At 61.5% G+C, this 12,250-nt stretch carries 11 protein-coding genes; 10 read left to right on the plus strand and 1 reads right to left on the minus strand.

All coding sequences use genetic code 11. The features are described 5' to 3' along the window. Positions 1-108: 108 nt before the first annotated feature. From MJ602_RS05595 to MJ602_RS05625, 7 genes are all read left to right on the plus strand, one after another. Entirely contained in the window at positions 109-1,143 is a 1,035-nt protein-coding gene (locus MJ602_RS05595; protein ID WP_243019909.1) for a DUF4917 family protein, read from the plus strand. A gap of 60 nt (positions 1,144-1,203) precedes the next feature. Beyond that, positions 1,204-2,040, plus strand: coding sequence for a hypothetical protein (locus MJ602_RS05600; protein ID WP_243019910.1), 837 nt, complete (start codon positions 1,204-1,206; stop codon positions 2,038-2,040). A 78-nt stretch (positions 2,041-2,118) separates the two neighbouring features. Next, a complete protein-coding gene (locus tag MJ602_RS05605) occupies positions 2,119-2,745 on the plus strand; it encodes a hypothetical protein (RefSeq protein WP_243019911.1) in 627 nt (208 codons plus the stop codon). A gap of 69 nt (positions 2,746-2,814) precedes the next feature. After that, on the plus strand, positions 2,815-3,138 hold the full coding sequence (locus tag MJ602_RS05610; RefSeq protein WP_243019912.1) for a hypothetical protein: 324 nt from the start codon (positions 2,815-2,817) through the stop codon (positions 3,136-3,138). A 569-nt stretch (positions 3,139-3,707) separates the two neighbouring features. Further along, positions 3,708-4,952 carry a CmpA/NrtA family ABC transporter substrate-binding protein gene (locus MJ602_RS05615; RefSeq protein ID WP_243019913.1) on the plus strand — a complete coding sequence of 415 codons (1,245 nt, stop codon included), beginning with the start codon at positions 3,708-3,710 and terminating at the stop codon, positions 4,950-4,952. Positions 4,953-4,999: 47 nt separating this feature from the next. Beyond that, on the plus strand, positions 5,000-5,944 hold the full coding sequence (ntrB, locus tag MJ602_RS05620) for a nitrate ABC transporter permease (protein WP_243019914.1): 945 nt from the start codon (positions 5,000-5,002) through the stop codon (positions 5,942-5,944). Continuing rightward, positions 5,941-6,753, plus strand: a complete 813-nt coding sequence (locus tag MJ602_RS05625; RefSeq protein ID WP_243019915.1) for an ABC transporter ATP-binding protein — start codon at positions 5,941-5,943, stop codon at positions 6,751-6,753. The genes ntrB and MJ602_RS05625 overlap by 4 nt, the downstream gene beginning before the upstream one ends. Positions 6,754-6,981: 228 nt before the next feature. Here the strand turns inward: MJ602_RS05625 and MJ602_RS05630 are convergent, their stop codons facing one another. Continuing rightward, the gene (locus tag MJ602_RS05630; RefSeq protein ID WP_243019916.1) at positions 6,982-7,425 is read right to left on the minus strand and encodes a CBS domain-containing protein; all 444 of its coding nucleotides are present in this window, start codon (positions 7,423-7,425) and stop codon (positions 6,982-6,984) included. 348 nt (positions 7,426-7,773) lie between these two features. Between MJ602_RS05630 and MJ602_RS05635 the strand changes: the two genes are divergently transcribed. From MJ602_RS05635 to nirB, 3 genes are all read left to right on the plus strand, one after another. Then, positions 7,774-8,070, plus strand: a complete 297-nt coding sequence (locus tag MJ602_RS05635; protein ID WP_162015644.1) for a DUF4148 domain-containing protein — start codon at positions 7,774-7,776, stop codon at positions 8,068-8,070. A gap of 141 nt (positions 8,071-8,211) precedes the next feature. Continuing rightward, on the plus strand, positions 8,212-9,390 hold the full coding sequence (locus MJ602_RS05640) for a DUF1513 domain-containing protein (protein ID WP_243019917.1): 1,179 nt from the start codon (positions 8,212-8,214) through the stop codon (positions 9,388-9,390). A gap of 403 nt (positions 9,391-9,793) precedes the next feature. Beyond that, entirely contained in the window at positions 9,794-12,241 is a 2,448-nt protein-coding gene (gene nirB / locus MJ602_RS05645) for a nitrite reductase large subunit NirB (RefSeq protein ID WP_243019918.1), read from the plus strand. The last annotated feature ends 9 nt before the right edge of the window (positions 12,242-12,250 follow it).

The following is a 12,250-nucleotide window of genomic DNA, read 5'->3' on the forward strand; positions in this document are numbered from 1 at the left end:
TGCGACTTTGTTTAACGACCACGGTTGTGGGTATCCGGTGTTTGGTCAGATAAACCATAAGTTGGGCGGCTGTGGAACCAACTGGCTCACACGGAAAGGGAGAAAAAGATGATGAAGTTCAGCGAGGTGGTGGACTATCTGCAGAAGAAGAAACGGCCGATGTCCCTACTCATTGGCAATGGCTTCAGCATGGCATACGACAAAGACATTTTTTCGTACAACGCGCTTTACACGTTTCTGAACTCGCAAAACGACGATCTCATCAACAAGCTTTTTGGCGCCATCAAGACGAAAAATTTCGAGCTGGTTATGCGCCAGCTCGACACCACGATCGCTTTACTGAAAGCATTTGGTGCTGAAGCAGCGCTTCAGGAACAGATCAAAGCGGCCAGCCAACACCTCAAGGATGGCCTACTCAAATCCGTTAAAGAGTTGCATCCCGAGCATGTCTACAAAATGCCAGAAGAAAGGGCAGCAGCGTGCGCCAAGTTTCTCAGTCTGTTCTTGGCCAGCGGAGGGCACATCTATTCAACAAACTACGACCTCCTGCTCTACTGGGTTCTTATGCGCCAAGGGGTAGTCAACCCAATAGACGGCTTTGGACGAGAACTATTGAATCCAGTCGAAGCAAGTAGAGGTGAGGAGCAGGAATGGTCTGACCTTCTTTGGGGGCCAAATCAAGCTGATCAGAACATTCACTACCTGCATGGAGCGCTACATCTCTTTGATTCGGGTCATGAGGTAATCAAAGAGCAATACGACCAAGGCACCTACCTTCTTGAAAACATTGGCGAACGGCTCGAGTCCGGAAACTATCCGATCTTCGTGACTGCAGGGAACGGTGACGAAAAGTTGGAGCACATTCGCCACAACCGCTATCTTTCGACGTGCTACGACAGGCTATGTGCCGCCGACGGATCACTCGTGACATTCGGCTTCAATTTCGGCCCCTACGATGAGCACATCATCGAGGCGATCAACAAGGCGGCCAAATTCGGTTCAAAACAGCCACCAAAACTTTGGAGCATATATGTTGGCGTGTATTCCGAGGCGGATGCAGCGCACATGGAATCAATTAAAGGCAAGTTCCATCCGAAATTGCACCTCTTCGACGCGAAGACCGCAAACATTTGGGAACCGTGAACAGCCGTCCAACCCGTCATTGCAGCGGACTGCCTTCGGCAGCCGCTGAAATCGAACGTTATGCCTCTAATCGCGCCATTGGCCGATATTCCACAAGCTCATATTTCGGGAGATAAATTAATGGCCGGGGAAGAGATTGTCGTTACTTCAGCTATTGCCGTTGGTGGCTACATCGGAACAAAACTATTTGGTACAGCCCTTGCAACCATGGGCGACGACATTAACAAACTCTACGTAAAGGGGCGAGACAAGATTGTCGAGATAGCTTCAAAGAAGGTGGATAACCCGGACGACGGAAAAAAGGTAAACATCCGTGCAGCCCGCGATGTACTTTGGAATGGCGCAATCACTGAAGACGAAGTCTGCGCTGAATACTTTGGTGGCATGCTCGCTGCTGCGCGCAGCGAAGACGGAAAAGATGATGGAGTCGTTCACTACGTCGATACCATCAAAGCGATGTCAGCGCGACAACTTGAACTGCACTATGTCATATACAAGGCTTGGCAAGGGCTACTTAATCAAAGTGGCAAGTCGATAAACGTTGCGAAAAGCGCAGATGTCCAAGCTTGGCATATCTTCATGAATGGACTGGAATTGAGCCAAAGGCGGCTTCCGTATGACCGTGATTTAACCGTTCTACATCGGCTCGGTCTCCTCTCTCAGTTCGAGTACAACAGCCATACGATTGGCGACAAAACCATGCCATTCCTTAACGTTACACCTACAACCTTTGGCGTCATGTTGTTCGCTGTAGCGCACAACAAAATCGAGACATGGCGGGAATTTGGGAACGAGAGTTACGAATCAACAGCAGGGATTCAACCACTCGGATATTTTGCGGAAAACTTGGAGAAGCTATGCAATGCTTCAGGTATGCCATTCAAGGCCGAGGCATAACCCAGCAGTCAAGCCGATCCGCCTGCGACGGCCGGCTTACTTTATGCGTTATACCTTGAGGCCGCACCGAGCACACACATGACAAGCACGTATCCTTCATTCCTAGAAAGAGCAGAATTTGTCGCAGAGATTATTCGCGCTTACAGATTCGGTCGGAAAGTTGATCAAAATTCTCTATTTCAGCGCGCCTACGAACTCTGGCCTTGCTCTCATCGTATATCAACAGTTTTAAAACCCGACAATGTGAAGTGCATTGATGAGGAGATTCGAAAGCGGCTTTTGAAAGATGACGAATTTCTCCACTGCACATACACTTCGCACATTTACTGGAACTCCGATGAGGCAATTGTCGGTAAAATCGCTGTTGCTGCTGGGCTAGCCGAGGTTGCTGCAAACTCAATTGACAGTAGTACCGATCTACTGGCCGCAGCCAAGATGCTAAGGAACCTGTTCCAAGGCATTGCGCTCCCATTTCTAGATGGCGACTACAGCAATGAATATGAAGATCAACCGGGCCACTGGGTTCACTTCGTGACGAGCCTGGAGCCAGCCGACGCGATGATCCACCTGTTCCATCAGCGCATCTACTCAATAGAAGATGACGAAGTTTGGAGCCAAGAGAAAAAGGATTCTGAGTTTCGAAGGCTATCTGGGGTTTTGGAAAAGTATGAAGGAAATGTCGGTCGTGATCCGCCTATGGCATAACCGTTCACTCAAGCCGACGCCGCTACGCGGCGCGGCTTAATTCAGACGTTAGCAAAAAGAGGAGTCCGCGTGTTCCGAATTCGATATGTTATTTTTGGTGCGTTGCTTGGACTCTTGTCTTTGAATGCACTCGCTGAAAAGGCTGTAGTTGTTCTGTATCAATCTGGCTGTCGTAGCTATTTCATAGCAGATGGCCCTCGTGGCTTTTATCTCCTTGAATGGTACGGCGGATACGATCCATCTAAGGGTGATGTCATCGTAGGTGACATCGGATCATATGGATTCAAGGATGTTTATTATCCACGGCAAGATCGAGAAGGTCGAATTTATGTGGATGATTACATGCTTTCAAAAGACCGCGTACTTGAGAAATACCGAGAAAAATGCAATTAAAACTGCATCATGAAGTAGCCAACGTTGGGGCTAACCCGGCGCTTAAGCCGACCCGCTAAAGGCGGGCGGCTTACCTTATTCGTTGAAAGTCTGCTTTCATCTGCCGCCACAGGCCGCTCCTGGCCGAGACCAGTCACGCAGCGCCAGAGGATGACTGGCTGCAATCCCTGCAAACCAGTCCTTGGTCCTTGCGGCCACGTTGGTACCCCACAGAGGGTGCCAGCGCCTACCCACCTCGCGCACCACACCTCCGCGCCGCCTTGGTGCACCGCACAACACCGGTGCACTCCATCCTGCATCGCTTTAAGCCGAATCGGCCTCTGGCGCTCTTCTAAATTGCGCCTGCAGCTCTCAATTTGATAGCAAACTGCAGCTTTCAAAACCTGGCACGCGCTTTGCATTGATGCTGGCAGACCCCCCACAGGGTCACCACGGCGGCGCCACCCAACGGCGGGTGGCTGCCGCCTGTTACCGGACAAAGGCGTCCCCACCCTGCGCATGCGGCCCCTGGCTGGCGTGCGCAGCGTGAGGACGCCTTTTTTTGTTTTTCACGATGCAAGGGGAGCCCCATGACCGATGTTCTGAAAACCAGCCTCAACCGCCGCACCGTGTTGCAGGCCGCCACCGTGGGCGCCGTGGGCGTGAGCCCCGCGCTGCGCGCGCTTGTGCACGCCCAGGGCTCGGACGCGCCCGAGAAGAAGGAGGTGAAGATCGGCTTCATTCCGCTGACCGACTGCGCCAGCGTGGTGATGGCCTCGGTGCTGGGCTTCGACAAGAAGTACGGCGTGACCATCATCCCCACCAAGGAGGCATCGTGGGCCGGTGTGCGCGACAAGCTGGTGAATGGCGAGCTGGACTTTGCCCATGTGCTATATGGCCTGGTGTACGGCGTGCACCTGGGCACGGCGGGCCCCAAGAAGGACATGGCGGTGCTCATGTCCCTCAACCACAACGGCCAGGCGATCACGCTCTCCAAGGCCCTGGCCGACAAGGGTGCCGTGGACGGCCCCTCGCTCGCGGCGCTGATGGCCAAGGAGAAGCGCGAATACACCTTCGCGGGCACCTTCCCCACGGGCACGCACGCGATGTGGATGCACTACTGGCTGGCGGCGGCGGGCATCAACCCGTTGTCGGGCGCCAAGCTGATCACCGTGCCGCCACCGCAGATGGTGGCCAACATGCGCGTGGGCAACATGGATGGCTTCTGCGTGGGCGAGCCCTGGAACCACCGCGCCATCATGGATGGCATCGGCATCACGGCCAACACCACGCAGGACATCTGGCAAGACCATCCCGAGAAGGTGCTGGGCACCTCGGCCGAGTTTGTGAAAAAGTACCCCAACACCACGCGCGCCGTGATGATGGCGGTGCTGGAGGCGAGCCGCTGGATCGACGCGAGCCTGTCGAACAAGACCAAGATGGCCGAGACGGTGGCTGGCAAGGCCTACGTGAACACCAGCGTGGATGCGATCAACCAGCGCATCCTGGGCCGTTACCAGAACGGCCTGGGCAAGACCTGGGACGACCCGAACCACATGAAGTTCTTCAACGATGGTGCGGTGAACTTCCCCTACCTGTCGGACGGCATGTGGTTCCTCACCCAGCACAAGCGCTGGGGCCTGCTCAAGAGCCACCCGGATTACTTGGCCGTGGCCAAGCAGGTGAACCAGGTGGACCTGTACAAGTCGGTCGCCAGCGCCATGAAGATCAGCGTGCCCAAGGACGTGCTGCGCACCAGCAAGCTGATCGACGGCGTGGTGTGGGACGGCAAGGACCCCGCCAAGTACGCCGACGGTTTCAAGATCAAGGCCTGAAACCACGGCTTTCGCCATCTACCACTTTCGACCCACCGGAGATCACCATGGTCAGCGCCGTTTTTCATGCACCGCTGGAACCCACGCCAGCCAAAGCATCCGATGCTACTAAAAGCATAGCTACTAGCGCCCTATCTACGGGCGCTAAAGCCCAAAAAACCTTAAATCCACCCGCAGCACCCGCCCTGGCCCAGCGCGACGCTGGTGCGCTTTCGCGCGCCTTTTGGCAGAAGGTGCTGCCGCCCGTGCTGGGCCTGGGGCTGCTGGTGGGGCTGTGGGCGCTGGTGTCGGCCAGCACGGGCCGCAGCATTCCCACGCCCTACGAGACCTGGTTGCAGGCAGTGGAGGTGTTCAGCAACCCGTTCTACCGCAACGGCCCCAACGACCAGGGCGTGGGCTGGAACGTGCTGGCCTCGCTGGAGCGCGTGGCCGTGGGCTTTGGGCTGGCGGCGCTGGTGGGCATTCCGGCGGGGTTTGCCATCGGGCGCTTTGCGTTTCTGTCGCGCATGTTCAACCCGCTCATCAGCCTGCTGCGGCCGGTATCGCCGCTGGCGTGGCTGCCCATCGGGTTGCTGGTGTTCAAGGGCGCGAACCCTGCCGCCATCTGGACCATCTTCATCTGCTCCATCTGGCCCATGATCATCAACACCGCCGTGGGCGTGCAGCGCGTGCCGCAGGACTACCTGAACGTGGCCCGCGTGCTCAACCTGAGCGAGTGGAAGGTGCTCACCAAGATCCTGTTCCCCTCGGTGCTGCCCTACATGCTGACCGGCGTGCGCCTGGCCGTGGGCACGGCGTGGCTGGTGATCGTTGCGGCCGAGATGCTGACGGGCGGCGTGGGCATTGGCTTCTGGGTGTGGGACGAGTGGAACAACCTCAACGTCAAGAACATCATCATCGCCATCTTCGTGATCGGCATCGTCGGGCTGCTGCTCGAAGCGGCCCTGGTCAAGCTGGCAACCGCCTTCACATTCGAGGAAGTGAAATCATGAACGCATCGCTGTCCACCAAGTTCATCGAAGTCCAGGGCGTGGAGCAGACCTTCCGCACCGCCAAGGGCCTGTTCCCGGCGCTGCGCGAGATCAACCTGACCATCGCCAAGGGCGAGTTCGTGGCCCTCATCGGGCACTCGGGCTGCGGCAAGTCCACGCTGCTGAACCTGATCGCCGGGCTCACCACGCCCACCAACGGCGCGCTGCTGTGCGCCAACAAGGAGATCAAGGGCCCCGGGCCGGAGCGCGCCGTGGTGTTCCAGAACCACTCGCTGCTACCCTGGCTCACCTGCTTCGACAACATCTACCTGGCCGTGGAGCGCGTGTTCGGCGCCCGCGAGGGCAAGGCGCAGCTCAAGGCGCGCACCGACGCCGCCCTGGCCCTGGTGGGCCTGACGCACGCGGGCCAGAAGCGCCCCGGCGAAATCTCGGGCGGCATGAAGCAGCGCGTGGGCATTGCCCGGGCGCTGTCGATGGAGCCGCAGGTGCTGCTGATGGACGAGCCCTTCGGCGCGCTCGACGCGCTGACGCGCGCCAAGCTGCAGGACGAGCTGCTGGAGATCGTGGTGCGCACGCAGAGCACGGTGGTGATGGTGACGCACGACGTGGACGAGGCCGTGCTGCTGTCCGACAAGATCGTGATGATGACCAACGGCCCGGCCGCGACCATCGGCGAAGTGCTGCACGTGGATTTGCCCCGCCCGCGCTCGCGCGTGGAACTGGCCGAGGACGCACGCTATGTGAACTACCGCAAGGCGGTGATCGACTTCCTGTACACGCGCCAGGGGCACGTCGAAAAGGCGGCGTGACCGGGACTCGCACAAAGGCCCTGGCTGCGTGCAGCCAGGGCCTTTTGCATCTTCGGCGCGAAACAATGCTCACGGCCAATGAGCCTGGCGCGGCCCACGCCAGCAGCCGCCGCGCAAGGGCCGCCAGTGCTCCGAGTCCAGGCGCTGGTGGCGTCCCCCTTCCCGAATTGCGCAGCAATTCGAGAGAAGGGGGAAGCGGCGCAGCCGCTCAGGGGGTTGTGCCCTGCCCTACCTCCCCCTACCGGTGATGTAGTGCTCCAGCTGCTCGATGATGAATTTCTGCTCGGAGATGATGTCCTTGACCAGGTCACCGATGGAGATCATGCCCAGCAGCCTGCCGTCCTCTTCCACCACGGGCAGGTGGCGCAGGCGCTTGCCGGTCATGATCTGCATGCACTGCTCGCTGGTCTGGTTGGGGCGCACGCAGAGCACAGAGGCGGTCATCACGTCGCGCACCGGCGTGTCCATGGAGGTACGCCCGCGCAGGGCCAGCTTTCGGGCGTAGTCGCGCTCGGTGAAGATGCCTGCGATCGTGCCGCCATCGAGCACGAGCAGCGCCCCTACCTCCTTCTCGGCCATGGTGCGCAAGGCCTGGAACACGCTGTCTTGGGGTGCCACGCTGTACACCGCAGCGTGTGATTTGGATTTGAGAATTTCTGCAACGGTGGTCATACTCGGTAGCCCCTTCAAGGGTGATGGTTCAGGCATTCATTTCAGCCCAAGCCGCAGCGGATTGCAAGCCGTGGCAGCCCGAGGTGCAGCGCACATGGCGGGCCTGTAGCGCCTGCATGACAACGGCAGGGATCTTCGAGAGACAACACGCTGCCGACCCGACGATTATTCTTAAAACCGGAATAGTCAATTAACGACTGGGCAGTTTTTTTGTGGTCTTTGCAGGCGTACAGTTCACCCCATCGATGAGCCCAACGCTACCGCGCAACTCAGCGACAGAGCTCCAGCAATCACCCGATGGCCTTTGCCGGAGCACCTTTGGAGTCACTTTTGATCAAGGAAACCATCATGCAAACCGCACGCATCCTCACCATCGCAGCCCTGTCCGCTTTCGCTACCCTGGGCGCCCAGGCCGCTGAACTCAACGGCGACCTGTACGGCACCGACTTCGAATCCAAGGTGCAATCGGTGCGCAGCGTCGCCGAAGTGCGCGCCGAAGGCCGCAAGGCTCTGCCCAGCTTCAACGACGGCCCTCCCGCCGACCGCTACGCCAAGACCCCCAGCGTTCTGGAGCGCCCTGCAGTGCGCGCCAACGGTGCCATCGCCATGCGTGCCCACGGCATTGCCACGGGCGAGCGCAGCTAAGCGCTTGCAGCCCCCGGCGTTCAGGCCGCAGACTGAACGCCCCCCAAAGCCCGCTGGCCCTGCCTGCGGGCTTTTGCTTTGCCCCCCACCCAGTGGCAGCATGGAATAAAATGATATGCATTCTTATTCGCAGCGTCTGCCATGTCACTTTCTCGCCGCCCTTTCCTGCAACGCGCCGCACTGCTGTTGGGCGCCGCTGCCCTGCCGCCCAGCGCCTGGGCCCGCATGGCGGCCGCATCCAGCCCCGAATCCAGTGCGGCACCAATCGCCCCCACCGCCCGCCTGGCCGCCGCCTGGCGTGCCCGCAGCGCGGGTGCCGACGCTGCCAGCACCACCGACTACGTGGGGGTATTGCACCTGGACTGGACCGCTGGCCAGGTGCGCATTGCCCAGGCCACACCGGTGCAAGGCCGGGCGCATGGCCTGCTGGCCGAGGCGGGCGGCGGCTTCCTGGCCATTGCCAGCCGCCCAGGCCGCTGGCTGATGCGCCTGGACGCGCAGGGCAAGCTGGTGCAGCAGCACTGGCTGGACCAGGAGACCCCGGCGCACAGCTTTGACGGCCACATCATGGCCAGCAACGACGGGCAGTGGCTGTACACCACCGAAACCGACCGCAATTCCGGCCAGGGCTGGGTGTCGGTGCGCGACGCCCGCACCCTGTCCAAGGTGGCGCAGTGGGCCACGCAGGGCATGGACCCGCACCAGCTCCTGCCCGATACGCAAGGCATGCTGGTAGTGGCCAATGGCGGCATTCCGCGCACGGCCAAGGGTGACAAGCGCGACCTGCACCTGATGGCCCCATCCTTGGTACGCCTGAACCCCGCCAATGGCGAACTGCTGGGCCAGTGGCGCCTGGCGGACCCGCGCCTGAGCATTCGCCACCTGGCCTGGAGCACAGGGGAGCAGCCACTGCTGGGCGTGGCCCTGCAGGCCGAGCACGACGACATCGACCAGCGCCGCGCCGCGCCCGCGCTGGCACTGTGGGACGGCAAGGAGCTGCGCATCCCCACGCGCACCGCCACGGCGGGCGGCTACGCAGGCGACATTGCCCCGGGGCCGGGCGGCGGCTTTGTGATCAGCGGCCAGCGCGTGGGCCGGGGCGTGCTGTGGCACCCCGACGCGCCCGACACCCTGATGACGATTGCCGAGCTGCGCGAGGTCTGCGCGCTCAGCCCCCTGCCCTTGACCGACCAGCCCGGCGGCGTGCTGCTGGGCGCAGCGCGCGGAGTGGCCCTGTGGCACCCGCGCCTGGCCCCGGCCATGCTGGCCTGGCCACAGGAGATGTCGCCCGACAACCACTGGATTGCGCTGAGCACCTGAGCTTTGGCGATGCCGCTTCGGAATGGCTGCATATGGCCAGCAGCGCACGAGAAAGCAGAAAGTGGTGGCCTGCGGTGCTGATGAGCCTGGTCGCTGCGGGCTACTGCACCATTATCGTGATGGTAGTGGCGGAAAAAATGCATCGCTAGGAGCCTGCCCCCGCCCTGGTGCAATGCAGCGGCGCATGCACCAAAACAGCGCCTGCGTGGTCCAAGCCTGCGGGCACGACTCGCGCGATCACCGCCCCAACCCCTTGCCCAGCCCTGGAGCCGCCGCGCCAAAGCGGGGCGCGAGCGTGTTGGCACGGTCGTTGCATTGACCTGTGTGTGTGGCCCCCAGGGCCGCAGGCACGGCGCGCCAGCAAGGCCCGCCGCTTTCTGGACAAGCAACGCGCGAGGGCACGATGAAGAAATCGAAACTGGTGATGGTGGGCAACGGCATGGCGGGGGTGCGCACACTCGAAGAACTGCTCAAGATCGCACCCGACCTGTACGACATCACCGTCTTCGGTGCCGAGCCCCACCCCAACTACAACCGCATCCTGCTGTCGCCGGTGCTGGCGGGCGAGCAGACGCTGGAGCAGATCGTCCTCAACGACTGGTCCTGGTACGAGGATCACCACATCACCCTGCACGCAGGCTACACGGTGACGCAGGTGGACCGCACGCGGCGCATGGTGCACGCCACCAATGCGGCGGGCGAGACGGTGAGCGTGCCCTACGACCGGCTCATCATGGCCACGGGCTCCAACCCCTTCATGCTGCCCATTCCGGGCAAGGACCTGCAGGGCGTGCTGGCCTACCGCGACATTGCCGACACGCAGGCCATGATCGACGCGGCCGCGCACTACAAGCACGCCGTGGTCATTGGCGGCGGCCTGCTGGGCCTGGAGGCTGCCAACGGGCTGTGCAAGCGCGGCATGCAGGTGGCGGTGGTGCACGCCAGCGAATGGCTGATGGAGCGCCAGCTCGACGATGTGGCGGGCAAGATGCTGCAGAAGGCACTGCAGGAACGCGGCATGCAGTTCCTGATGAAGGCGCAGACGCAGGAGCTGCTGGCCGACGATGCCGGGCGCGTGCGCGCCGTGCGCTTCAAGGACGGCTCCGAGGTGAGCGCCGACCTGGTGGTGATGGCCGTGGGCATCCGCCCCAACGTGGCGCTGGCGCAGAACATGCGCCTGCACGTGAACCGCGGCATCGTTGTGAACGACACCATGCAGACCACCACCGACGCGCGCATCTACGCCGTGGGCGAATGTGCCGAGCACCGCGGCGTGGCCTACGGCCTGGTGGCGCCGCTGTTCGAGCAGGGCAAGGTGGCGGCCAACCACCTGGCGGAGTTCGGTATTGGGCGCTATCAGGGCTCGCTCACGTCCACCAAGCTCAAGGTCACGGGCATTGATCTGTTCTCTGCGGGCGACTTCATGGGCGGCGAGGGCACCGAGGAAATCGTGATGAGCGACCCCGGCGCCGGGCTGTACAAAAAGCTGGTGCTCAAGGACGACAAGCTCGTGGGCGCCTGCCTGTACGGCAACACCGTGGACGGGAGCTGGTACTTCAAGCTGCTGCGCGACGGTCGCCCCGTGAGCGACCTGCGCGACAAGCTGATGTTCGGCGAGAGCAACATCGGCGACAGCGGCCACGCAGGCCAGAACAAGGCCGCCAGCATGCCCGATGAAGCCGAGGTCTGCGGCTGCAACGGCGTGACCAAGGGCACCATCTGCAAGGCCATCAAGGAAAAAGGCCTGTTCACGCTGGACGAGGTGCGCAAGCACACCAAGGCCAGCGCCAGCTGCGGCTCGTGCACCGGCCTGGTCGAGCAGATTTTGATGGCCACGGTAGGCGGCGACTATTCCGCCACGCCCAAGACCAAGCCCGTGTGCGCCTGCACCGACCACGGCCACCAGGCCGTGCGCGACGCGATCCGCACCAACAAGCTGCTGTCCAAGGAGGAAGTGTTCGCCTTCATGGAGTGGAAGACACCCAACGGCTGCCCCACCTGCCGCCCGGCCGTCAACTACTACCTCATCAGCACCTGGCCCAAGGAGGCGCTGGACGACCCGCAAAGCCGCGCCATCAACGAGCGCAGCCACGCCAACATCCAGAAAGACGGCACCTACAGCGTGGTGCCGCGCATGTGGGCGGGCGAGACCACGGCCGACGAACTGCGCCGCATTGCCGACGTGGTGGACAAGTACAAGATCCCGGCCGTCAAGGTCACGGGCGGCCAGCGCATCGACCTGCTGGGCGTGAAGAAGGAAGACCTGCAGGGCGTGTGGAACGACATCGGCATGCCCTGCGGCCACGCCTACGGCAAGAGCCTGCGCACCGTGAAGACCTGCGTGGGCAGCGAATGGTGCCGCTTTGGCACGCAGGACAGCACCCAGATGGGCCGCGACCTGGAGCGCGCGCTGTGGCGCATGTACGCACCGCACAAGGTCAAGCTCGCCGTCAGCGGCTGCCCACGCAACTGCGCCGAAAGCGGCATCAAGGACGTGGGCGTGATCGGCGTGGACTCGGGCTGGGAAATCTACGTGGCCGGCAACGGCGGCATCAAGACCGAGGTGGCGCACTTCTTCACCAAGGTGAAGACCGCCGAAGAGGTGCTGGAAGTCAGCGGCGCCTTCCTGCAGCTCTACCGCGAAGAGGGCTGGTACCTGGAGCGCACGGTGCACTACATCGCCCGCGTGGGCCTGGACTACGCCAAGAAAAAGGTGCTCGAAGACCACGCCAACCGCAAGGCCCTGTGGGCGCGGCTGCAGGCGGCACTGGAGGGCGAGCCCGACCCCTGGTTCGAAGGCGAAAAGGCGCGGGTCGATGCACGCCAGTTCATCCCCATTGCCGTGGCCTGAAGCCACCGC

It is taken from the genome of Simplicispira sedimenti (assembly GCF_022760965.1).
Taxonomy (GTDB): Bacteria; Pseudomonadota; Gammaproteobacteria; order Burkholderiales; family Burkholderiaceae_C; genus Simplicispira; species Simplicispira sedimenti.

Excerpts from the sequence above, each read along its gene's own strand:
- MJ602_RS05600 (WP_243019910.1), top strand. The coding sequence starts at position 1,204 with ATGCCTCTAATCGCGCCATTGGCCGATATTCCACAAGCTCATATTTCG.
- MJ602_RS05595 (WP_243019909.1), top strand. The coding sequence starts at position 109 with ATGATGAAGTTCAGCGAGGTGGTGGACTATCTGCAGAAGAAGAAACGG.
- MJ602_RS05615 (WP_243019913.1), top strand. The coding sequence starts at position 3,708 with ATGACCGATGTTCTGAAAACCAGCCTCAACCGCCGCACCGTGTTGCAG.
- MJ602_RS05640 (WP_243019917.1), top strand. The coding sequence starts at position 8,212 with ATGTCACTTTCTCGCCGCCCTTTCCTGCAACGCGCCGCACTGCTGTTG.
- MJ602_RS05635 (WP_162015644.1), top strand. The coding sequence starts at position 7,774 with ATGCAAACCGCACGCATCCTCACCATCGCAGCCCTGTCCGCTTTCGCT.
- MJ602_RS05605 (WP_243019911.1), top strand. The coding sequence starts at position 2,119 with ATGACAAGCACGTATCCTTCATTCCTAGAAAGAGCAGAATTTGTCGCA.
- MJ602_RS05630 (WP_243019916.1), bottom strand. The coding sequence starts at position 7,425 with ATGACCACCGTTGCAGAAATTCTCAAATCCAAATCACACGCTGCGGTG.
- MJ602_RS05625 (WP_243019915.1), top strand. The coding sequence starts at position 5,941 with ATGAACGCATCGCTGTCCACCAAGTTCATCGAAGTCCAGGGCGTGGAG.
- nirB (WP_243019918.1), top strand. The coding sequence starts at position 9,794 with ATGAAGAAATCGAAACTGGTGATGGTGGGCAACGGCATGGCGGGGGTG.
- ntrB (WP_243019914.1), top strand. The coding sequence starts at position 5,000 with ATGGTCAGCGCCGTTTTTCATGCACCGCTGGAACCCACGCCAGCCAAA.